This window comes from Pyxidicoccus sp. MSG2 (genome assembly GCF_026626705.1).
Taxonomy (GTDB): domain Bacteria; phylum Myxococcota; class Myxococcia; order Myxococcales; family Myxococcaceae; genus Myxococcus.
Genome location: NZ_JAPNKC010000001.1, coordinates 7,910,189 through 7,933,153 on the forward strand (window position 1 = coordinate 7,910,189; position 22,965 = coordinate 7,933,153).

At 72.0% G+C, this 22,965-nt stretch carries 14 protein-coding genes; 7 read left to right on the forward strand and 7 right to left on the reverse strand.

Annotated features, from left to right (window positions below):
• Positions 1 to 36: 36 nt before the first annotated feature.
• A complete protein-coding gene (locus OV427_RS31055) occupies positions 37 to 4,005 on the reverse strand; it encodes a bifunctional serine/threonine-protein kinase/formylglycine-generating enzyme family protein (RefSeq protein ID WP_267859822.1) in 3,969 nt (1,322 codons plus the stop codon).
• A 65-nt stretch (positions 4,006 to 4,070) separates the two neighbouring features.
• Positions 4,071 to 5,567 (reverse strand): ADYC domain-containing protein, encoded by a 1,497-nt coding sequence (locus OV427_RS31060; RefSeq protein ID WP_267859823.1) that lies wholly within the window; start codon positions 5,565 to 5,567, stop codon positions 4,071 to 4,073.
• Between the two features lie 464 nt (positions 5,568 to 6,031).
• Between OV427_RS31060 and OV427_RS31065 the strand changes: the two genes are divergently transcribed.
• The 3 genes from OV427_RS31065 (at position 6,032) to OV427_RS31075 (ending at position 9,485) form a co-directional block, all read left to right on the forward strand.
• The gene (locus OV427_RS31065) at positions 6,032 to 6,910 is read left to right on the forward strand and encodes a hypothetical protein (RefSeq protein WP_267859824.1); all 879 of its coding nucleotides are present in this window, start codon (positions 6,032 to 6,034) and stop codon (positions 6,908 to 6,910) included.
• A gap of 82 nt (positions 6,911 to 6,992) precedes the next feature.
• Complete coding sequence (locus OV427_RS31070) at positions 6,993 to 7,814, forward strand: TIGR02452 family protein (RefSeq protein ID WP_267859825.1); 822 nt, start codon at positions 6,993 to 6,995, stop codon at positions 7,812 to 7,814.
• An 87-nt stretch (positions 7,815 to 7,901) separates the two neighbouring features.
• Entirely contained in the window at positions 7,902 to 9,485 is a 1,584-nt protein-coding gene (locus OV427_RS31075) for a hypothetical protein (protein WP_267859826.1), read from the forward strand.
• A gap of 30 nt (positions 9,486 to 9,515) precedes the next feature.
• Here the strand turns inward: OV427_RS31075 and OV427_RS31080 are convergent, their stop codons facing one another.
• Positions 9,516 to 12,404, reverse strand: a complete 2,889-nt coding sequence (locus tag OV427_RS31080; protein ID WP_267859827.1) for a polysaccharide deacetylase family protein — start codon at positions 12,402 to 12,404, stop codon at positions 9,516 to 9,518.
• 229 nt (positions 12,405 to 12,633) lie between these two features.
• Between OV427_RS31080 and OV427_RS31085 the strand changes: the two genes are divergently transcribed.
• Positions 12,634 to 13,482, forward strand: coding sequence for a DUF1206 domain-containing protein (locus OV427_RS31085; RefSeq protein WP_267859828.1), 849 nt, complete (start codon positions 12,634 to 12,636; stop codon positions 13,480 to 13,482).
• 74 nt (positions 13,483 to 13,556) lie between these two features.
• Positions 13,557 to 14,042: an OsmC family protein gene (locus OV427_RS31090; RefSeq protein ID WP_267859829.1), complete on the forward strand. Its 486-nt coding sequence runs from the start codon at positions 13,557 to 13,559 to the stop codon at positions 14,040 to 14,042.
• Positions 14,043 to 14,066: 24 nt separating this feature from the next.
• Here the strand turns inward: OV427_RS31090 and OV427_RS31095 are convergent, their stop codons facing one another.
• Positions 14,067 to 14,435: a hypothetical protein gene (locus tag OV427_RS31095; protein ID WP_267859830.1), complete on the reverse strand. Its 369-nt coding sequence runs from the start codon at positions 14,433 to 14,435 to the stop codon at positions 14,067 to 14,069.
• Between the two features lie 330 nt (positions 14,436 to 14,765).
• Here OV427_RS31095 and OV427_RS31100 point away from each other — a divergent pair, with 330 nt between their 5' ends.
• Positions 14,766 to 17,420 (forward strand): winged helix-turn-helix domain-containing protein, encoded by a 2,655-nt coding sequence (locus OV427_RS31100; protein WP_267859831.1) that lies wholly within the window; start codon positions 14,766 to 14,768, stop codon positions 17,418 to 17,420.
• Positions 17,421 to 17,435: 15 nt separating this feature from the next.
• Here OV427_RS31100 and OV427_RS31105 read toward each other — a convergent pair whose 3' ends face one another.
• Both OV427_RS31105 and OV427_RS31110 read right to left on the reverse strand, forming a co-directional pair.
• Complete coding sequence (locus tag OV427_RS31105) at positions 17,436 to 18,980, reverse strand: PAS domain-containing sensor histidine kinase (protein WP_420718293.1); 1,545 nt, start codon at positions 18,978 to 18,980, stop codon at positions 17,436 to 17,438.
• Positions 18,981 to 19,119: 139 nt separating this feature from the next.
• The gene (locus OV427_RS31110) at positions 19,120 to 20,379 is read right to left on the reverse strand and encodes a hypothetical protein (RefSeq protein WP_267859833.1); all 1,260 of its coding nucleotides are present in this window, start codon (positions 20,377 to 20,379) and stop codon (positions 19,120 to 19,122) included.
• A gap of 544 nt (positions 20,380 to 20,923) precedes the next feature.
• Between OV427_RS31110 and OV427_RS31115 the strand changes: the two genes are divergently transcribed.
• Positions 20,924 to 21,769 (forward strand): hypothetical protein, encoded by an 846-nt coding sequence (locus tag OV427_RS31115; protein ID WP_267859834.1) that lies wholly within the window; start codon positions 20,924 to 20,926, stop codon positions 21,767 to 21,769.
• Between the two features lie 48 nt (positions 21,770 to 21,817).
• On the opposite strand, the gene OV427_RS31120 is transcribed toward OV427_RS31115, so the two are convergent.
• Entirely contained in the window at positions 21,818 to 22,729 is a 912-nt protein-coding gene (locus OV427_RS31120; RefSeq protein ID WP_267859835.1) for a hypothetical protein, read from the reverse strand.
• Between the last annotated feature and the right edge of the window lie 236 nt (positions 22,730 to 22,965).

Consider the following 22,965-nt stretch of genomic DNA (forward strand, 5'->3'; position numbering starts at 1 on the left):
CACTCCAGCCGGGGCTTCGGGCGCCCGTCCGCCGGCTCACCGCGCGGGGGCGCACAGGCGCGCACCGAGCAGCGGGTCCCGGTGGCTGGCCTCGCTGAACTCGCGGTTGGGCACCATCGCGGACAGGGTGCCGAAGTACCAGCAGCCGCCCCGGTTCACCGGCTCCGGCGCGGGGCCATCCGAGACGGTCCACTCCCAGACGTTGCCGGACAGGTCCTGCACGCCGAAGGGACTGTCGGACGCGGGGTGGCTGCCCACCATGTCCGGGCCGAAGCCTCCCGGCTGCCGGCCGTAGGTGACGTCGTGGTTGATGTCGTCCGGCGCGAGCACGTCCCCGTGCGGGTAGATGCGCGCGTCGGCGCCCCGCGCGGCGCGCTCCCACTCGAAGTCCGAGCAGGGCCGCGCGCCCGGCACCCGGCCGGTGGCGTCCAGCCAGGCGGCGTAGGCGCGCACGTCCTCCAGTGAGACGCCGGACACGGGGAAGCGGCGCCAGTCCTGCTCCGTGCGTGTGTTGCGGGCGGAGTAGCGCACCGGCTCGCCCTCGCTCGCCACGTAACGCGCGGTGGAGGGGGACAGGGTGAGTTGCCAGTGCCCGCGTGGGCCGCGCTCCAGCGCCACGCCGTTGAGGAGCTGCTGGAGCCTGGGCGCGCGGCGGGTGGCTTCCTCCGCGGGCAGCGTGTCGAGGAAGGCCATCCACTCGCCGAAGGTCGTCTCGTGACGAGCGATGAGGTACGCGTCCGTCCGCACCGGGCGCAGCGGCCAGGCGTGCAGGAAGTAGCGGCGCAGTCCCTCGTCCCCGGCGTGCCCGGACAGGAACGTCCCGGGCGGGATGTAGACGAAGCCCTCCGGCACTGTCTTCGCGAGGGGCAGTGTCAGCGACACGTGTTCCACACCCTCCGCTTCCAGCAGCAGGGGCAGCCGCACCGGCGCGTGGCCTTCCGCTTCCAGCACCAGCACCACGGAGCCGGGGGCGAGCTTCGCGTCCTTCAGCGGGGTGCGTCCGAGCTCGCCGTCGTCTCGCGCCTCCTTCCGGCCGCCCACGTCCACGTAGCGCACCACGCGCACGCGGGCTCCCGTGGGAGTGGAGACGAGGTCCACGCGCGCGGGTGCTTCCAGCCGGGCGCGGTGGCGGCCCTCCGGGTCCACCTGCGCGAGCAGGGCTCGCAGCGGCTCCGCTTCCGTCGGACGATGCGTGGCGAGGACGAAGCGCAGGCGCTCCACCATCAGCGCGGCGAGCTGCTCTCGAGCGGCCGCATCGTCCGGGGCCACTTCGCGCACTCGCTCCAGGGCTCGCTGGGCCTGGGCTCCGGCCGCGTCCGCGTCTGTCACCTTCGTCAGGGCCGTGGCCCAGAGCGCCTCGCCTCCCTGCTCGTCGAAGGCGTCGAAGCGGGCGAAGGCCGCCTGACGTGCGGCGAGGGCCTCGGTGCGCCGGGCCGCCGATTCGGCCACGGCCTTCTCCGCCACGCCGTGCAGCACCGCGAGGGAGTGTGCCTGGTCGTAGCGCGCCTTGCCCCATGGCAGCAGGGCCACCAGCAGCAGCGTGACGGCGCCGACGCTGAGCGCCCAGCGGGTGCGCAGGCGCTGACGGCGTGCCGCGAGCGAGGCTTCGAGGAAGGTCGCTTCCCGCGTGCCGAGTCGCTCGCGTGGCAGGTCCTCTGCTTCCGCCAGGGCCTTCGCGCCCCAGAGGGCCTCGGTGGGCTGGCCCAGTCGCTCCCACTCGGTGGCGGCGCGCTCCAGGCGGGCCACCGCGAGCTGGACTTCCGCGTCACCCTCGCGCCAGGCGCGCAGTGTGTCCCAGCCTCGCAGCAGCGCCTCGTGGGCCAGCGTGTACGCACCGCCGGCCTCCGCATCGAGCGCGGTGACGAGGCGGCCTCGCACCAGCGCCTCCAGCGCGGCGCGCGTCGCTGGCTCGCTGGCTCCGAGTGCCTCGGCGGTGCGCGGCGCGCGGGTGCCGTCCGGAGTGATGAGGGAGAGCAACACCCGACGCGCCGCCACGCGCTGCGCGGGAGAGAGCGAGGTCAGCACCGCGTCGGCATGCCGGGCCAGCGCGCCCTCCACGCCGCCCATGTCCTCGAGCGCGGAGGCCGTGAGCAGGCGCCGGCCCGTGTCCTTTCGCTCCCAGAGCTGCGCGAGGGTGAACTGGAGCAGCGGCAGCGTCCCCTCGCCGTGCAGCGCCGGAGCGACGAGCGCCTCCACCAGTGCTTCCGACTCGAAGGCGTGGGAGTGCGCGCGTGCCGGACCTTCGATGGCTTCTCTCACGCCGACGGCGGACAGCGGCGGCAGCGGGAAGAGGGCGCGTCCGGCCGCCTCGCCCAGGCCGGGCAGCGTGAGGGCCTGCCCGAGGAAGTCGCTGCGCACGGTGGCCAGGAGCTTCACGCCCGGCGCATCCAGGCAGAGCGCGGCGAGCGCCCGTGCCATGGCGTGCGCCTCCTCCACGGGCGCGAGCGTGAAGAGCTCCTCCAGTGGGTCCACGCACAGCAGCGCTCCCGAGGGACGGGTGCGGGACCGCAGCGCGCGGCCGACTCCGTCCGGTGCTTCGCGCAGCCCGGTCTCCAGCTCCGTCTCTGGCAGGCCCAGCACCGGCGCAAGCGCGGCGACGAGCGCGGCCAGGGGCGTGCGTCCCGGCGACAGCGTCACCCTCGTGGGCACGGGGCCCAGGGCTCCGGCGGCGAGCGCGGGAAGCACTCCCGCGCGGCACAGCGACGACTTGCCCACGCCGGACGCGGCGGCCACGAGGACGAAGGACTCCGAGCGCAACCGGTCCAGCACGGCGCGCACTTCCGGACCCCGGCCGAAGAAGAGGCCACGGTGCTCCGCCTCGAAGGGCAGGAGTCCCCGGTACGGATTGCCCGCGGGTAGGACTTCGGGGCCCGGACGCCACGCGAGTGCCTCCAGGGCCTCGCGCAGGGCGTCTCCATTCGGGTAGCGGCGGGACGCGTCGCGGTGGAGGCAGCGGTCCACCACCTCGGCCAGTCGTGGGTCCACGCCCGGGACGCGCGCGGCAAGCGGTGGTGCGTCCTCGCGCTGGAGTCGCACGGGCAGCTCCGCCAGTGAGACGTCGGCGAAGGGGACTGCACCCGAGGCCAGCTCGTAGAGGATGACGCCCAGGCCGTACACATCCGTGCGTGGCGTGGCGGGCTCTCCGCGCCAGGACTCCGGGGCCATGTAGAGGGGCGTGCCGAGGATGGCTCCCTGGCGCGTTCGTGCACCGTTGGGGATGCCAGCTGTTGGGTCAGGACCCGTGGCCACCCGGGGCCGCGCCTCGGAAGGAAGCGTCTCCGTCCCCGTGGCCACCCGGGGCCGCGCCTCGGAGGGAAGCGTCTCCGTACCCACGGCCATGGTGGGCAGCGGAGCGGGACGTGCGGGCGCCGCATCAGCGGCCTCGGCGGGTTCCGCGGGCGCAACGCCAGTCCCGGATGCGAGCGCAACGTCGCGCTCGGCCACGCCGCCGGGCTCGCGCACCGTGCCCGTCACGGGCCGAGCCATGCTCCCACCGTCGAGCAGCTTGGCGAGCCCGAAGTCGAGCAGCTTGACGGTGCCATCCTCCGTCAGCAGCGCGTTCGCCGGCTTGAGGTCGCGGTGCAGCACGCCGCGTCGGTGCGCCGCCGCCAGTCCACGCGCCAGGCCGATGGCCAGCTCCAGAACGCGCTCGGAGGGCAGGGGACGCGGCAGGGTGTACAGCGGCTCGCCGCGCAGGTACTCCGAGACGAGGTACGGCCGGCCCTCCACCGTGCCCGCGCGGAACAGCGAGACGACATTGGGATGCTGGAGCCGCGCCACCGCTCGCGCCTCCGTGATGAAACGCTCGCGCGTCTCGGGCGAAGGCCGCGCGGCGGCGATGAACTTCACCGCCACCGGCCGGCCGAGCAGCGTGTCCTCGGCCAGCCATACCCGGCCCATGGCGCCCTCACCCAGCGGGCGCACCAGCCGGTACTCGTCGAAGGTCTCCGGTGGGAGCCAGGTGTCGTCCGGCGGCTGCGGGCTGGAGTCAGCGGGGTCCATCATCGAGGCCTGCCCCGAAGTGGACCCCGTTTCCGCGTTCGCCGCCAGTCTCCGCCAGTCGGCGTCCCTCACTCCCTGGGTGGGAAGAGGTTCTGGGCGGACTCGTTGAAGAGGGGTGTCCGGCCGTCCTTCTTCAGGGCTTCCTCCGGGCTCTCGCAGTAGCGGGGCACCCGCTCGATACCGGTGGGCGTCTGGAGGTGGTCGAAGAGGTTGGGGCAGCCCTCGTAGAAGACATTGTCCGGCGCATTCGACCAGCGCTTCTCGTGCAGGCACGTGGCACCCCAAGGCATCCAGCCCGCCTCGAAGAAGTGGTCTTCCTGGGGCGCGTCATGGGTCTGGATGCCGACCGTGTCCCAGAGATTGATGGGCGTGTTGGGCTGCGTCCACGACTGGCCATTGCCGCAGTAGTCCGCGCGCGCCATGCGGGTGCAGGTCTGGTGGAGCATCGCCGCCGACAGGCCGGTGCCCTGTGCCGAGAGTTCGTCCCACGGGCGGTAGCCCCAGCGGTAGCACTTGGTGATGACGCCCCGGCCACACGAGAAGGTGAACAGGCGCGCGTCCTCGTTGCGGCTGGCGTGCTCGTCCCACCAGCCGGTGACGGGAATGGCCACCGGCAGCCCCCCGCCGTCATCCTGCGCGTCCACGTCGGCACCGCACAGCGGCTCCCACTGGCCGTCGGCCCGGGGCTCCTGCACGAAGTAGCGCCAGGTGGTGCCGGTGCCGTAGAGGCCCGGGTGGACGTACTTCTGGCCGAGCTCGTCATACACGGCCGCGATGCGCATGGAGATGACGCTCCCATCCGTCCGGATGGCCTCCACCGGCGCCCCCGCCAGCGCCAGTCCCGTCTGCACGACGCTGAAGTACGGCGCGGCCGTGGTGGTGTCCTCCGCCTCCACCGTGGACTTCAGCGGCTGGTGGCTCCAGTACGGGGCCACCAGCACGGAGAAGATGCCCGTGGACGGACAGGTGAACGTCACGTGCGCGGCACGGGTGCCACAGGCGTCGTCGTTCGAGGCCAGCTTCGCCGTCGACGCGTACTCGCACGGCGCCGAGCCCCGGCACACGCGCAGCATCGTGTCCTCCGCGCCCGATACGCCACAGGCCCCCGTGGCGAGCGTGATGCTCGCCCCTGGAGCGCACCGCCACTGGCCGCCGGACTTCCAGCCACAGCCGCGCGTCTCCCCATAGGTCGGCGTGGCGCAGGCGCCGAGGCTCGGCGTGGTGCCCGACAGCACGCTGCGCTGGACCTGGAGCGTGCCCTCGACGACGACGCCCGTGTCCACGACCGAGCCCGTGCCGCCCGCGAGGCTGCGCAGCGAGAAGCCCTTGATGACCGGCCCGCTGATGCTCCCGTCCGGGCCGGGCTCGTAGCTGCTTCGCAGGAAGCCGGAGCGCAGGTTGCCCTGCCGCTCGTAGCCCTGCGCGGTGACAGTCGTTCCGCCTCCCTCTTTCGGAAGGCCTCCCAGGACCTCTCCGGCCAGCGCCGGGGGCTCACGGGGAAGCTCGACCGGGGCCTCTCCACACGCGTACACGGCCAGGGCCACCACCAGGGCCTGGCTTCGCAACGGAACTCTCAAGGGCACACCAGCGCTCATGACGCTCCTCTGGGACGACGCCGCATGGAAGGGACACCGGCGTCGGAAGTAATAGATGCGGACCGTTTTGCAGGTCCGGGGCCAGCGGGGCGGGAGGACGCACGTCGCCCGGGAGAGATCCGTCATGGCACAGGGGTGTGACATGCCGTCACGGCTTCGGCGGCCCCGCGTCCCACCTGCGACGGCGGCTCCGTCCCACCCCGGAGCCCTACCCTGTCACACGGCGCCTGCCTGCTCTCGCGTGCGTGGAGCTACGCCCGGCGACTACAGGGGTCCTCCAGCCGGGGTGACCTGGAGCCAGCCCGGGTGATAGTTCTTCGGGACGGTCGCGCCGGCCCGGGGAGCCCGCCCGACCCCTTCATCCCAGAGACAGCCCGGCCCCGCGGGCACTCGGAATCACCCCCGGGCCTGTGCGCCCGATTCGGAAGGACCCTATGCGCTTCAATCGGTTTGTGGTGCTGCCCCTCGCGCTGCTCGCGCTGGGCGCGCTGCCGGCGTGCTCGAACGACGACAACAACGACGACGACGACAACAACCCCGACTCGGGCGTCTCCGCGGACGCGGGCACCGGGACGGACGCGGGCACCGGGGCGGACTCGGGCACCTATACCTTCCCCGACGCGGGCGCGGACCCGGGTGTCAGCCCCACCGCCACGTGTCCGACGGGCTCGCTCATCTGCGAGGCCTTCGACAAGGGCACCAACGGGTGGAGCGCCAGCTCGGACCGCGCCACCGCCGAGGTGGTGGGCGGCAGGTTGCACATCATCACCGCGGACGGAGTGGATGAGAGCAAGGCGCCGGTGGGCCAGGACTGGGATGCCATCTCGCGCTGGGAGAAGCGCATCCCCGCCTTCAGCACGCAGCTCTTCGTGCGCGCGCACGTGTACCTGCAGTCCCTGCCCGCCATCTTCGGACAGATGGGGACGTTCTTCGTGCTGACGAATCTGAATGACGACTTCGGAGGCATCGAGCTCCAGGTGATTTCGGATACCGGCTTCGCGCTGGACGACTGGTCCTTCCGCGATGGCCAGGGCTGGAACCGCCAGGGCCCTCCGGTCAGCCTGGGCATGGCCGCGGGCAAGTGGGTGTGCCTGGAGTGGGAGGTCCGCCGCGACAGCGCGTCGAGCATCCACGGCAGCACCAAGGTCTACAGGGACGGTGCCCTGGCCCACACGTTCCCCAAGATCGGCATGCGGAACTTCGACCGGTTCATCGTGGGCTACGGCTTCGTCCACCCGCAGGGCAAGTCCGCCTCCGAGGCGTGGATCGACAACGTCGCCGTCAGCAACACGGCGCGCATCGGCTGCCAGTAGCACCGCGGCGGCCAGTCGGTCTGTCAGGTTCCCCCGACAATCTTCGTGTTGTTGTGACACGAAGATTGTCGGGGAGCAGGTCATGTCGCTGAAGGGAATCGCGCAGGAGACGGTGGAGATCGTGGAGCGGGGGGAGTACGTGGCGCCGTCCGGGCAGCGCGTTTCCCTCCGGGCCGAGGTGGAGCACGCCAGGGACGGGACGGAGCTCTACCTGCCGGGTGACTTCGGACGGCGGGTGCTGCCCGAGTCCCCCGTGGGCACGGGCCGGCCCCGCATCGAGGTGACGTCGGAGAAGACGGGCGAGGCCTGTCGCAGGCTGGTGGAAGGGGAGGGCGTGGCGGGCGTCGTCGCGCTCAACTTCGCGTCGGCGAAGAACCCGGGCGGCGGCTTCCTGGGCGGAGCGAAGGCGCAGGAGGAGGACCTGGCGCGCTGCTCGGCGCTCTACGCGTGTCTCCTGACGCAGCGCGAGTACTACGACGCCAACCGCGCGGACCCCTCGCCGCTCTACACGGACCACATCATCTACTCGCCGGACGTGCCCTTCTTCCGGGACGAGGGGCTCACGCTGCTGGAGCGGCCCTTCTGCGTGTCCCTCATCACCGCGCCCGCGCCCAATGCCGGCTCGGCCCGGCGCAACGCTCCGGACCTGGTGCACCGCCTGCGCAAGGTGCTGCACGCGCGGGCCATCAAGGTGCTCCAGGTGGCGGCACGCCATGGCCACCGCACCCTCGTGCTGGGGGCGTGGGGCTGCGGCGCCTTCCGCAATGACCCGTACGACGCGGCGGACGCATTCTCCGGGGCCCTCGACTCCTTCCCGGGCGTCTTCGAGCGGGTGGTGTTCGCGGTGTGGGAGCGGGGCGGGGACGGCCCCAACCTGCGCGCCTTCCAGGAGCGGTTCGGCTGACGGGGCGCGGATTTAACTCGGTTTAATTCATCCTCCGCCGCGTTCCGCGCGACAACCCTCGTGACTGTCTCAGAGGGGGAAGTTCACATGCCGGGACCGATTGGAAGCTTCAGGCAGTTCATCAACACCGTGCTGCCTTCGAACAACGGGGCCATCAACGCCCCGCAGCAGGGGCCCGCGGGCCCGCCGCAGCAGACGGGGGGCACCACTCCAGGGGGGAGCCTGTTCACCGACAGCTTCGGGGGGAGCGCGCCGGGAACCACGCAGCGCAACCCGCTGAACGTGCCGGACGCCGCCCCGTCCATGCCCAAGGGCCCGCTGGCGACCCTCTCCCGCGAGGCGAGCGCCAAGGGCTCGATGATGATTGGACCGGGCGGCATCTCCGGGTCGGCCACAATCGAGGGCGGGGCGAAGATTGAAGCGGGCATCGTCTCGCTGTCGGTGGCCGCGTACACGCAGCTGGATGCGGGCTTCACGCGGACTCCCGGCACCACGACGTTCAGCGTGCAGGCCGAGGTCGGCGTGAAGGGGGAGCTGGAGGTGGATACGAAGTGGGCCTCTGGCAGCGTCACCGGCCAGACGGGAGTGCGGGGCGGCTACGAGGTGACGCTGCCGACCGCGGCTGCCTCGGCCATCACCACACCCGAGCAGGCCGCCGCGCAGCTCAACCCCACGCTGCCGCAGAACCTGCCCGTTGGCGCCACCGTGACGCTCACCGGCGAGGCCTTCGCGGAGGCCGGGATGTCGCTGACGTTCAAGAACATTGCCGGCCTCTTCGACTTCACGGCGGGCCTCAGCGTCGAGCGGGCGAAGGGCATGGCCCTCTCTGTCTCCAAGCTGGACGACAAGACGGTCCGCGTCACCGTCGGCCCGACGGAGGCGGTGTCGCGCAACACCGAGGCCAGCTTCGGCCCGCTGGGCGTGTCCGACACGCTGTCGGTGAGCGGGCTGTCCGCGCGGCAGGTGGACTTCGACATCTCCCGGCCCGAGGGACTGGCGGCCTACAACCGCTTCCTCGCCACGGGAGAGCTGCCGAAGAACGACCCGGCGATGGGCACCTCCAACGCGGCCACGGTGGAGATTGCCTCCGAGTCGTTCTCCCGGGAGGTGACGATGCTCTTCGACCTGGGCGAGGCCACCATCGAGAGCGGCGAGTACGTCACCACGACCTACGACGCCGGCGGCCCGACGGAGTTCCAGTACACGGGTACCAAGGGGCCCGTCACCTTCACCGTCAGTGGCGAGTGGAAGGACCCCGAGGACCCGTCCGGGTACACCTATGCGGTGACGCTGCCGGACCTGATGCCCGGCACCATCGAGGCCACGCAGGGCCTGTACCCGGGCGCAACGGGGAGCGGCGAGACGGTGTCGGTGTCCTTCACCAATGCCGAGGCCCAGCAGGTCCAGCAGATCGTGAAGGACTACATGGCGGCCATCGATTTGAACCAGGGCGCCAACGGCTTCCCGATGCCGACGGACGTGAAGAACGACGTCCTGCGGAGCGTCGCCGACGCCGCGACGCCCGAGGAGGCCATGGCCATCCTGCTGACGCCGACGGCAAACAACGACACCACCACGGTGATGTACCGGCTGCACGAGCTCGCCAACTTCGACCGCGACCACGGCAGCGGCGGGCCGATGCCGGGGACGATGACCCTGTTGCCGGAGTGAGCTTCCAGGGGAGGAGGGCTGGCGAGGCTTTCAGCGGCCCAGTCGCGCCAGCTTCTCCTTCACGGTGTCCGAGGCGGGGCCGTTGGGCAGGAGCGCGAGGTAGCGCCCATATGCCTTCGCCGCGTCCGGCTTACGGCCCAGCTTGTCGTACGCGTCGCCCAGGTTGAGGAAGGCCACCGCGCGCTGCGGGTCCAGCTCCAGCGTCTTCTCCAGCCACTTCACCGCCTCGGCGTACTCGCCCCGGCGGAAGTGGACGAAGCCCACGTTGTTGGTGGCCTGCGCGTCCTTCGGGTCCAGGCGCGCGGCGGCCTGGAACTCGGCCAGGGCCTCCTCGTAGCGCTTCTCGCGGTAGAGCGTCATGCCGCGGTCGCCGCGGCGGCGGGCCTCTTCCTGGGGCGTGGCGGCCGGCACCGGCGTGGCCGCCACGGTGGTCGCGGTGCCGGCGTCCTGCAGTTGTGACAGCTGGCTCTTCGCCGCCTCCAGCTCGCGCGCCAGGGCCTGGTTGCGCGCCGTCTTCGCGGCGATTTCGGAGCGCACGCGCTCCAGTTCCGCATTGAGTTGGATGGCCTCGGTGTCGAGCTGCTCGGAGCTCTCGCTGAGGAACTCGCCCTCGTGGGACAGCTCGAGGACGAACTCGCCGCCCTCGCTGCCGGGCATGCTGCCGAAGGCGGGCGTCTGCTTCGACAGTGAGGACACGGTGGGGCCCACGTACGCGGCCAGTTCAGACGCGGTGACGTAGCCGTCGGTGTTGAGGTCCGCCTGCCCCTCCATGCCCTGGAGCAGCGTCCACGTGAAGATGGAGTGCCCGTTGGGGCCCTGGTCCGCCACCTGCTCGTCGGCGCCGCCCGCGGTGAGTACCTGGCGCACGCTCCGCCGCGTCACCTCCTGGAGGTACTTGCGCACGTCGCCGCCCGTCGGAGCCCCGCCGCGCGTCAGCGCCAGGCCGCTGTAGCAGGCGTCCATGACGAAGAAGGCGTGCTTGGCGGGCATGGCCTCGCTGATGTCCTGGAAGTTGGTCATCGAGATGGCCGTGCTCTGGTAGTTGGACGTGTCCGCGTCCACCGGGACGATGTAGCCGAGGCTCTTCCCGTTGGGCAGGCGGCGGGTGATGCCGTGGCCCGCGAAGAAGACGAAGACGCGGTCCTCGCGCTGCACCTTCTTCGGGTCCGCCAGCGAGTCCCCGAGCACGGAGAGGATGCGCTCGCGCGTGGCCTCCGCATCGAGCAGCACGGTGACGTTCTCCGGCTTGAAGCGGTACTTGCGCACGAGCAGGTCGCGCACGCCCTCCGCGTCGTTCACCGCGTAGGAGAGCTTGGGCCACTTCTGGTACGCGTTGATGCCGATGACCACCGCCCAGCTCTCGCGGTACAGCGCGGCGGGCGCGGGGGCGGGCGTGGCCACCGCGGGCACACCGCCGTCCGCCGGGTCGCCGACCATCTGCGTGCCGTCCCAGAGGACGAAGCGGTAGCCGCGCGTCTGGAGCGTCTCCAGGATGAGCGGGAGCGCCTCCGTCGTCTGGCTGTGCACGTCGTGCAGGAGGATGACGCCGCGGCCGTTGGCCTCCACCTGCTGCACCACGCGGTTGGCGATGGAGGTGGGGATGGGGTCGCTCCAGTCGAGCGCATCCACGTTCCACAGGAAGGCCCTGAGCTGCCGGGCCGCGAGGGCCGCGGCGACCTTCTCGTTGCGCGCGCCGTAGGGCGGACGGAAGAGGGCGATGCGGCTGTTCGTCACCTCCTCGATGATGCGCTTCGACTCGTCGATTTCCGTCTCCAGCCGCGCGTCGCTGAGCTTGGGCAGAAAGGCGTGCGTCAGCGAGTGGTTGGCGAGCAGGTGCCCTGCCTGGAGGATGCGCTCGGAGTACGCGGACGCCTCGGTGCGGTTGAGCGTGCCCGCGTCGCCCGCGCCCTTGCCGCGCACGGCGACGTTCTGCCCCACCTCGAAGAAGATGGACTTCACGCCGTACTTCTCCAGCGTGGCGAGGATGGACGGGGTGAACTTCGGGTGCGGGCCGTCGTCGAAGGTGAGCACCAGCGTCTTCGGCGGCAGCGAGTTGCCGGTGATGATGGCCGGGTCCTCCTTGCGCGGGCCCTTGCCGCGCATGCTCCCGTCCAGCGAGCCCAGCGTCTCGTCGAAGGACTTGAGGATGGACTCGCGGGTGAAGCGGCCCTTGAGGAAGGTGACGTAGGTCTCCCAGGCCTCGCGGCGCACGGCCATGCCGCGCGTGTCGAAGCGGCCGAAGACGGCCTGCATCTCCTTCTCGTAGAGGGCCTGGATGGCCTGGAGCGCGCGCTGGTCCTCCTCGACGCGGGCGAGCAGCGGCGCCTTCCACGCGGGCGCGGAGGGCAGGGCGGCGAGCGTGTCGCGCACCTCCGCCAGCGTGTCCTTGAAGGCGAGCTTGTCCGCGTCGTGCAGCTCGGCGTCCTTCTCCAGCCAGTCCAGGAACGCGGTGACGGGCGCGGGCTCGGTACCGGAAGTGAGCGCACCGTGCAGCCGCTCGCCGAGGGACTCCAGCGCGTGCCGATTCTCATCGAAGAGCATGCGCCCGACGATGGCCGCGCGCTCGCGGGTGTCCTCGTCCAGGGCGGCCTCGTCCGCGGCGAGGACGATGTTCTGCCGGTAGCGGGTGAGGATGCCGGCCAGCTCCTCACGCGTGGCCGCGTCGTCCTTCTCGGGGACGGCGGCGGTGCTCGTAGCCGGGGCCTGGGGCGCCGGGGTGGCGGCCGCGGGCGCGGCGGGCTCGGGCTTCGAGGCAGTGGCCGAAGCAGGCGCGGACGCCGAGCCCTTGCAGGCGACGAGGAGGAGCGCGGTGAGCCAGGGCAGGGCGCGGTGCCAGGGCTTCCGGCTCGCCGCGAGGCGGTGGGCGTCGGAGCGCGAGGCGTGGGGCCGGAGGAGGTCAGCGGAAGGACGGGTGCTCATGTGTGGGCAGAATCCGCCCGGAGCATGCCCGTCGAGGCCTGGGGACGCCAATCCGCGCGGACCCCACCGCCCTCTTGAGTAGGGAGAGGTGCTACCCGCTGCCGTCCCGCGCCCGCGTGCGGACGGGAAGGCGGGCAGCCAGCCGAGCGCCCATTGGGGGAAGGCCTGCCCATGCGCATCGTCTCCCAGGGGCTGCCGGGACGGGGACTCGACTCGACAAGGGGGAGACATGGCGACGGGAGCACTGCGAGGACCCGACCTGCGACGCGTGACGCACGCGGGGCGGCAGGCCGGCAGGAGCGGCGTGGAGCTGGCGGCCCGGGTGGGCTACGCCGCCCGCGCGGCCGTCTACGCGGTGATTGGTGTGCTGGCGCTGATGCTGGCCCTGGGGCAAGGCGGCCGCGCAACGGACCCGCGCGGCGCGGTGCTGGAGGTGGCGCGTCAGCCCTTCGGCTCGGTGCTGCTCGTCCTGCTCGGCCTGGGCCTGCTGGCCTTCGCCGTCTGGCGCTTCGTGCAGGCGGTGCTGGACGTGGAGGGCAAGGGCCGCTCCGGCAAGGGGCTCGTCGCGCGCGCCGTGCCGGCCATCAGCGGGGTGATTCACGCCAGCCTCGCGCTGTTCGCCTTCAACCTGCTGCGCGGCCATGCCAGCCGGGGCGGGGGTACGAAGAGCATGACGGCGGAGCTGATGTCGAAGCCCTTCGGCCAGGTGCTCGTGGGCGCGGTGGGCGTGGGGGTGATTGGCTTCGCCGTGTACCAGTTCAAGCAGGTGGTGAAGGGGAAGACGCTGGAGAAGCTGAGCCTGACGGGCCTGGCCGCGCGCCAGCGCACGTGGGTGGAGCGCATCAGCAAGGCCGGCGTGCTGGCCCGCGCGGTGGTGTTCCTGCTGGTGGGCACCTTCTTCATCCAGGCCGCCGTGGACGCGGACCCGGGCGAGGCGGGCGGCCTCGGTGAGGCGCTGGGCACGCTGGCGGCGCAGCCGTTCGGCCCGTGGCTGCTGGGCCTGGTGGCGCTCGGGCTGGTGGCCTACGCCGTCTACCAGCTCCTGGAGGCGCGCTACCGCCGCATCGCCACTCCGTGAGGCGGTGACGGGAAGACTTGCCTCCCCGGAGGCCGGCGCATATCCAACGCGCGCCAGACCTCCTGGGAGGCGTCATGTCGGGACACGAGCACCGCTACAAGGTGGCGTTGAAGTGGACGGGCAACACGGGCGCGGGGACCGCGAGCTACCGCGGCTACGAGCGCGCCCATGAGCTGAGCGTGGAGGGCAAGCCCGTGATTCCGGGCTCGTCCGACCCGACCTTCCGTGGAGACCCGAAGCGGTGGAACCCGGAGGAGCTGCTCGTGGCCTCGCTGTCGGCCTGTCACAAGCTCTGGTACCTGCACCTGTGCGCCACCGCCGGCGTGGTGGTGATGGACTACGTGGACGCGGCCGAGGGCCTCATGTCCGAGGACGCGGATGGCGGTGGCCGCTTCACCGGCGTGGTGCTGCGCCCGCGCGTCACGCTCGCCGCGGGCTCCGACCGGGAGAAGGCCCACGCGCTCCACCACGAAGCGCATGCGAAGTGCTTCATCGCCAACTCGGTCAACTTCCCCGTCACGCACGAGCCCACCACGCTCCTCGCGTCAACGCGCGCGTAGCGCGGGGGCGGGCGGTAGCGTGGGTCAGAGTCGGGGTTCGTAAGCAGCAACGGCCGGCAGCATCGCCTCGGGAGCCATCTGGGGCTGCGGGCGGACCAGCGCCGGGTAGGCTTCAACGGGGGCGGCACAGCCCACCACGAAGTCGGCGGCCTCGCGCAGCTTCGACAGCGCGAGGTCCGTGCAGTGGATGGTGATGATGGGAAGGAAGCCCGGCTCGCTCATCCACTTCACCGCGTCCGAGAGCTGGTGGGTGTCCAGGAAACCCATCACGGCGTCTCGGAGGGCCCGTCCCTCGCTCGCCGCCATCTTGAGGACGTTCCGTCGGTCTCGCTGCGGCGCGGGGATGTAGGACTCCAACTCCTCGCGCGGCATGATGATGGTCTCAATCCACATCGGAGCGCCTCCGGACGGCGGGCCCGATGACACCGTGGCGACTCCAGCAACGAGCCCCGGGCATCGGATGATGGCAGGCATGATGCGCGATTCGGCCGCGGTGGGTTTCACTCCCGGCGCCAATTCCTTCTGAGAAGGCGCCGCGTGTACGAAACTGGAGTGTGCACGCCTCGCACCCCGTTGCCGAAACGAGCCTCCGGTGCGGTACGTCCGGGGGCCCGGCCCCGCATGTATACGGGAGCCGACAGAGGCGCCTGACGAGCGGCCTTTCGGGCCCGTCAACGCTGTGACTGCCAGCGCGGGTCATTCCGGCCCTACAATGGTTCTCCAATGCACACGTCGTCTCGTCAGGGGCTCGGGCCCCCCGCTGTCTTCGTGGGCCGTGCCGAGGAGGTGCAACGCCTCGGAGGCATGCTGCGGCGCGTGCGGACCGGCGTCGTCTACGGCCTGCCCGGCGTGGGCAAGTCCGCGCTGGCGGCGGCGGTGGCGGCGCGCTACCGGGGCCCCGTCGTGCACCGGCGCGTGCGTCCCGGCGACACGTTGGACACCGTGGTGGACGACGTGCGCCGCCTGCTGAGCGACGCGCCCGTGGCCCAGGCGCTGTCGGATGCCTCGCGCCTGGAGGACCTGGCCCTGGCGCTGGAGGCGCGCCGCGCGCTGTGCGTGCTGGACGATTTGCACGGGCTGAAGCCGGCGGAGCGCGCCGCGCTGGTGGAGGAGGTGGGCGGCCGCCTGCGGCAGGGGGCGCTGCTGGTCACCTCGCGCGAGTCCGTGCCCCGGCGCGCCGCCAGCCCGGACCGCTTCGAGCTGCGCCTGGACGGCCTGGCCGAGTCCTCGGCCCGCGCCCTGTGGGAGCAGCTCGACTCGCTGTACGGCATGCGCGAGGGCTTCGACGCCGCGTGGGCCCGCTCGCGAGGCGTGCCCTTCCTGCTGCGCCGCGCCCATGCCGGTGACGCGGGGGACGAGGAGCCGGTGCGCGCGGCGCTGGCGGCGCTGCCCGGGGACGAGCGGCGGCTGGCCGCGGTGCTGGCGCTCAGCGAGGTGCCGCTGCCGCCCGGCGCGCTCCAGGACGTGCTGCCCGGCGGAGAGCCAGACGGGCCCGGCGAGGCGCTGCGGCGGCTGGGCGCGAGGCTGCTGGTGGAGACGGACGCACAGGGGCGGCACGGCCTGCACGACCTGGTGCGCGAGGCCCTCACCTCGCTGCTCACCCCGGACGAGGCGCGTGCCGCGCACGAGTCGCTGCTGGCGCTGCTCGAGCGCGAGCCGCTGCCCGCCGTGGTGCGCGTGCGCGCGGTGTGCCGTCACCTCCAGGCCCTCGGCCGTCGCGAGGCGCGCGCGGCCTTCATCGTCGAGCAGGCGGAAAGCCTGGTGCGCCTGGGCGCCGCCGCGGAGCTGCTCTCGCTGCTGGACTCGCTGCCCCCGGAGCTGCGCACCGCCGACGTGCGGCTGGCCCGGGCGCGGGCGCTGGTGCGACTGCTGGATTTGCGCCACGCCCTGGCCGGGTTGCTGGAGCTGCGCGCCTCCCTGGAGGATGCGCCTTCGGAGGAAGGGGACGCGCTGCGCGAGGACGTGGGCACGGTGCTGGTGCGCGTGGCGCTCTTCTCGCTGGAGGTGGACACCTGTGAGCGGACGCTCGGGTCCATGCCCATGCCGCGCCAGCCGGAGGTGTTCCTCCAGCAGCTCCTCGCGTGGGCGGCGCTGCGCTTCTTCCAGGGCCGGCTGGACGAGTCGCTGGAGATGCTGGACTCCGCCGCGGCCGCGTCGGAGGACCGGCGCGTGCTGGGCTGGTGCGCGTACGCGCGCGTGCTGATGCTCTGGATCGAGGGCCGTGACAGCGAGCTGGCGGAGCCGCTGGCGCAGTGCGTGTCGCTGCTGGAGGGCGCGCCGCTCGACTCGCGCGGGCCGATGGTGACGGCCCTGTCCGCGGGCATCCTCAGCCGGCTGGGCCGGATTACGGAGGCAGAGGCCGCGCTGGCGAAGGCGCGCGAGCGGCTGGGCCGGCTGGGCGCGCCCCGGCTGGCGCTGGAGCTGGACTGCATCGCCGCGTGGTGCCGGGCGGACCGCGGCGAGCGGCGTGCCGCGCTCGCCGCGCTGCGGGAGACGGAGGCCCGCGCCGAGCACGCGGGCTACCTCTTCATCCGTCACCTCTCGCGCCTCGGCGCCGGGCGCATGCTGCTGGAGCTGGGCCGGCGCGCGGAGGGGCTGGCGCTGCTGGACCTGGTGGAGTCCGACGCCCTCGCCCGGGGCGCGAACGGGCTGGCCCGGGCCGCGGAGGTGGCGCGCGCCGCGGACGTCACCCGGCAGGTGGCGCTCCCCGCCGCCGTGGAGCCGCGCGAGGTGCGCCCGGGAGTGGCCGCCCGCCAGCGCGCCCTCGCGGCCCTCCATGCCGCCATGCAGGGGGACAGCGTGCGCGTCACCGGGCTGCTCGCGTCGCTGGACCCGCTGGCGCGCGGCGAGGACTTCGCGCTGGAGCGCGCGCTGGGCCACCTGTCGCGAGCCCTGCTCCATCAGCGGGCGGAGCGGACCCTGGACGCGCAGGCCGCGCTCGAGGCCGCCGCGCGCGAGGCCTCGGCGGGCGAGGTGGACCCGGAGCTGATTCCGGAGCTGGCCCGCGCGCTGGCCCCACGGAGCGCGATTGCGGCGGGCGATGCGCCGCCCGGAGTCGCGGAGGCGGTGGTGGTGGACGCGCGCCAGCACGAGCTGCGCGCCTCGGGGCGCACCGTCTCCCTGGCGAAGCGGGTGCTGCCGCGCCGGCTGCTGTACGCGCTGGCCCGGCAGCCGGGGCGCACGCTGCCGAAGGAGGCGTGTGTGCGCGCCATGTGGGACGCGGACTATGACCCGCGCCTGCACGACAACTCCCTGCGCGTGCACGTGAGCTTCGTGCGCGAGCTGCTCGAGGGCACCGGCGCGCGCGTGGTGTTCGAGGACCCCGGCTACCGGCTCGACGCGTCGGAGGGATTTGCCTTCATCAGTGACGAGCCCTGACACCGTGGCGCACGGCTACAGCGACAGCTCCACCACGAAGGCCGCGCCGCCGCCGGGTGCCTCCTCCACGCGGACGCGTCCGTGGTGCGCCTCGACAATCTGCCGGACGATGTAGAGCCCCAGCCCCAGGCCGCCCTTGTGCACGGCGTTGGGGTTCTGTGCGAAGCGCTCGAAGATGCGCTCGCGGTCCTTCTCCGCCACGCCGGGCCCGTAATCCCTCACCACCAGCCGGACGGTGCCTTCCTCGCAGGTCAGCGTCAGGCGCACGGGACTGCCCGCGCCGTAGCGCAGCGCATTGGCGAGCAGGTTGCTCACCACCTGCTCCATGCGCAGCCGGTCGAAGCGACCCCGCGCCGGCCCGTCCACCTGCGCGCTCAGGGTCACGCCCGCCTGCCGCGCCTCGTCCGCGAAGCGCGCCACGAGGTCCGACACCGCCGCCGCCAGGTCGCCTTCCGTGAACTGGAAGTCCAGCTTGCCCGTCTGGATGCGGCTGACGTCCAGCAGGTTGTCCACCAGCGCGCCCAGCCTGCGGAGCTGGCGCTCGGTGGTGTCCAGCTTCGCCACGACTTTCGGCGCGGCGAGCGGCTCCCCCGGCACGGTCTCCGCCATGCGCCGCAGCATCTGGAGCTGCAGGCGCAGCGAGGTCAGCGGCGTGCGCAGCTCGTGGCTGGCCAGGGACAGGAAGTCGTCGCGCGTGCGCACCGCCTCCTGCAGCGCCGTCTCCGCCTCCTTCAGCGCGGTGACGTCGAGGATGGCGCCGCGCACCACCACCACGTGCCCCGCCGCGTCGCGCAGCGCCTTCGCGCGGCTGATGAGCCAGTGCCACGAGCCGTCCGGCCACCGGGTGCGGAAGGTGGAGGCATAGGCATCCATGCTGCTGGAGAAGAGGGCGGCGACCTGGGACTCCACCTCGGGCCGGTCCTCCGGGTGGATGGAGGCGAGGAAGCGCTCGTGGGTCCACTCCGGCAGGGGCTCCGGGTAGCCGTAGAGCCGGTCATGCCCCTCGGAGCGGAACACATGGCCGGTGGCGAGGTTCGTCTCCCAGACGGCCATCTGCGCGGACTCCAGCGCCACCTGGAAGCGCTCGCCCATCTGGCGGAAGCGCTCCTCGGTGCGAGCCACCTCGGTCTCCGCCTGCTGGCGGCGGGTGATGTCGGCGGCCAGCACCCACGTCTCGTCGCCCACGGCGCGGACCGTCACCTCCAGCCACATGCGCGAGGGCAGCTCCGCGAGGAAGCGCCCGCCCTCGCGAGTGGTGAGGGCCGTCATCAGCCGCTCGTGCAGCACGGTGCCCGCCAGCTCGGGCCAGGCACCCCACGGCTCCTGCCCACGCAACTGCTCGGCGGGTTGGCCCAGCAGCGCGGCGGCGCGGCCGTTCAGCTCGCGGATGCAGCCATGGGCGTCCAGGGAGATGAACGCCTCCTCCATCATCTCCTGCAGCACGCACAGGCGTGCCTCGGGGGACAGACCCGCCTCGTCGGCGGCAGCCGCGGGCAGGGGCGCACGTTCGGTGGAGCGGCGCTCCTGGGACTTCACGGAGAGAGGCGGCACGGGACCCATTGATACATTGAACGTCTCCCGCATCACCGGGGGCGTCAAGACGTCCGCGGACTTCGCCTGTCCGGAGGCCGGGGGGGCGTCTGCCACCCCCCGTGTCGCCTGCTCGTGGCGGCCCCGGTGCCGCGAACGTCCCATGGGGCTAGTCCCCCGAGGAGGGGGCCGTGGGGTCCACCAGGGGCTCCGGCATCACCCACAGCCCCTCCGGCTGGAGGTAGGCCGCGTCGAAGGCGTAGAGGATGCCCGTCCAGCGGTCCCAGAAGACGGCCCAGCTGTACTCCGTGGGCGGAGAGGTGAGTGGATTGCCGTCCCGGTCCGGCAGGCTGTACGCGTAGTCGGCGTAGTTCCACTCCACCGTGCCGAAGTCGGTGGTGAGCAGCGGGGTGAGCGCCTGGAGCAGCGCGGCCCGGGACACCTCGTCCGCGCGGGGCGGGGAGGGCGTGAAGACGGGCTGCGCCATGTCGTGCTGCTCGCGCCAGGCGATGTAGTTGTTGCCCATGGCGATGAGCGCGTCGCGCCCGGCCGGCGTGGGCGCGAGGCGGGCCTGCTCGTACACGGCGAAGGCGGCCACCAGCAGGCTCTTCCAGTGCATGCCCGGGAAGAGGACGTCGAACTCATATGGGCGCGGCGTGTCGTGCGCGTGGGCCACCGCGAAGTCATACGCCTGTCGCGACTCGGCCGGCACCGCGCCCGGCAGGGTGAACTCCGTGAGCACGCGCTCCGGCGTCACCGAGCCCGCGCCCTGGCGCCAGTCGAGGTAGAGCCGCCCGGCGCCGCCGATGTCACCGAAGATGGCCAGGTTGCCCTCGTGCAACGTGCGCTCCAGCGTCACCACCACGCGCTCCGCCTTGTCCAGCGGGAGCAGGGCGGGCGCGCTCGAGTAGATGGCGGCGAAGCGCGACGCGGTGGCGACGAGCGTGCGCGGGTCCGCCAGCGCGTCCCAGTTCATCGCCGTGGCGAGCGACGCGAGCGAGGCGGCCGCGTCGACGGGCAGGCCATACAGCACCAGTTGCAGGCCGAGCCGCTCGGCGGAGAGCTCGGCGTCGCCGGTGAGGCCCACCCGCTGGAGCGCTCCCGGCACGGACTGCGAGGGCTGCCCGCGCGCGGCGTCGAGGATGCTCCGGGCGATGGCCGTGCCGAGCATGCCCTCACCACCGGTGCGCGAGGCGTGTGGTGCGAAGACGTACCAGTTGGGACGGACGCTGCTGGTGCCGCCAGGCTGGAGCGTCGGGTCCAGCACGGCGCCCATCTCATAGGCGAGCTGGATGTAGCCCTCGGTGATGCGGCGGTTGTCCTCCAGCGGCGTCGCGGCCCGTGCCCGGGACGGCAGGGTCAGCAGCACGGTGGCGAGGAGCAGCACGGAGGACGCGCGGAGCGGACGACAAAGCAGGGATGTGTGCATGGGAAACCGGGGGCTGCTGCGGGGTCTCATGGAAGTAGTCACTGTCCGGAATCTTCCAAGTCATTCGACGGTGCACTCCCGCGCATCTGTCCGGCGGAAGACCCTCGCGGGCACACGTTTCCGGATGCTCCCGTTCATCGCGTCAAAGACAGGCGCCAGGGCAGCCGAGCCGTGCCATGCGCCCGCGTGTTCGTCGAGCGACGCACGGCCTGTCGCTGTTGGAATGGAAGCCTTGTTCCTCGGTACAGGTCCGGTGCTCGGACGGAAGGCAGCCGGGTATCCCCTTCATGAGGGGTTCATCGCGCTCCTGCCCACTCCGGCCCACCCCTTCGGATGGGGCAGGGTGCCTCGTCCGGTGTCCACGAAGACTCGCACGAGGAAATGCATGCCCCCCATTGGAATGCACAAGCGGAGAGTGGGAGTGTGTCTGGCGTTGCTGGTGCTTCTCACTGCCTGCGTCCCGACCCAGACGCCCGAGGCGTTCGAACCCCCTGCACGCACCGGGAGCACGGACCAGGCGCTTCAAAGTGACAATGGCCTCTCCGTGAATGGGCTGTCGTTCAATGGGCTGTCGTTCAATGGGCTGTCGTTCAACGGCCTGTCCTTCAATGGGCTGTCGAGCAGCGCCTTCACGTCCTGGTTCGACGAGGATCCGACGCTCGCCAGCATGGTGATGCGCTACGTGGTCCGCTGTGCCGTGCCGGCGGGCGAGGTGCGCAGCTACACTGCGGAGGGACAGACGTACACCTGGCCCGGAAGCCTGGGGCTGGCGCCCGGGTGGGCGTCAGGCGTGGCGGCCACGCTCCGGGAGCAACAGGTGGTGTCCGCATGCCTGGCCGCGCATGCCAACAAGTACAACCAGCACGTGCCCATCTCCGTGTTGGGACGGCGTGCGGATGGAAGGGCCATTCCCGTCACGGACGAGGAGCTGAAGCAGTACCCATGGCGGGAGTCGTGTTTCTTCGGCAACCTCTTCACGAACGAGGGCGTCCAAGTGGGCCGCGACAAGGGCCGGCTCAAGCCGCGCGAGAGCTCGTCGCGAGCCTGCTCGGTGGTGGCCAGCCGGGGGGACAAGGAGGACGAGGTGGCGGAAGCGCTCGACTCGGGCGACACGTCCGCGGACGACTCCGCCGAGGACCTCGAGCTCAACCGCCGCCGGTGCGCGCCGCTCGTCTACGTCGGCCGGTGCGAGCGGCACTGCGAGCTGGATGACTCGAAGTCCTTCTACGCGTCCTGCACCTGGAACGGGGTGAAGTACCCGGCCCTCACCACGCGCCTGGACAAGCGCAGCCTCTACAAGTGCGGTGATGGCATCTGCCAGCCCACCGAGTCCTGCGGGGAGAAGAACGACTACCTCACCTGCAGGGACGACTGCGGCACCTGCGGCTGAGCCCTCGCGGGGGCAGCGCCGCCGACGCTGCCCTCCACCGCCCCCGACTCAGGGGCAGGAACCGCAGTCCAGGCCACAGTTGTCATAGCGGGTGGAGGTGCCACACCGCTCCGTGGCCTGGCACACGGTGTCTCCGCACGCATGGACATCCTGGACTCGCAGCCGCGTGGTGAGGGGCCGGTGGTAGGTGATGCCGTTGTACGTGCACGACTCGAAGTAGAGCCCGCTGGAGTGCAGCGTGCAGTACGTCGTGCAGGCGCCCGCGTAGACCAGGGGCCCGCAGGAGGCGGTGGCCTCGCCGCCACCGTTGAGCAGGGCGCCGCACGCGCGCGAGGTGCTCTCGGCGGGCCCCAGCGGCTCGCGCTCGGCTCCCACGAAGAGGCCCTGTCCGGCGAAGAGGTTGCCGAAGAAGCAGGACTCCCTCCGCGAGTGCGACGTCAATTCCGCCGCCGAATAGGGAATGGCCGCGCCCGCCGCGTCCCGGCCCAGGATGGAGATGGACACCTCCTCACCGAGCCGGTTGGCGTGCGCGGCCAGGCACGCGGACACCGCCTGCTGCTCGTACAGCGTGGCCGTCTGTCCGGTGGCCCAGCCGGGCGCCAGCCCCAGCGCGCCGGGCCACGTATACGACTGTCCCGTGGAGGGCTCCGTGTACGAGCGCGTCTGCCCCGAGGGGACGGCGCAGCGGACCACGTAGCGCATCACCTGGTTGGCCACGGCCGGGTTCGACTGGAACCACGTGTTGAACGAGCTCGTGGTCAGCCCGTCGAAGGACAGGCCGTTGAAGGACAGGCCATTGAACGACAGGCCGTTGAACGACAGGCCATTGAAGGACAGGCCGTTGAGGTCTTCCTGCGCCTGCTCCCGCTGCCCGAGCGACGGTGGCACTTCCTCCACCACGGGACCGCAGCCCGCGACGAGCAGCAGCACGGGGATGAGTCCGCGACACTTCCGTTTCAACCGTCTTGCTTGCATCGGCTCCTCGGTCTCCAGCAATCACCGGACGGCTCACGCGGAGCCCGCTCCGTGAAGGCCACCCCGGGAGCACGTGCACGGTGTTGGTGGCCCTCTGTGCGGGAAAGTTGCACCTGTATTGCGCACGCGGAAGCTGGGGGGCCCTGTGGGTCTACGTGCTCGTCGACATTCAGTGCGTGGGCCCGGCGACGGGAGTGTGCGCTGTCATCGCGCAGGAGAAG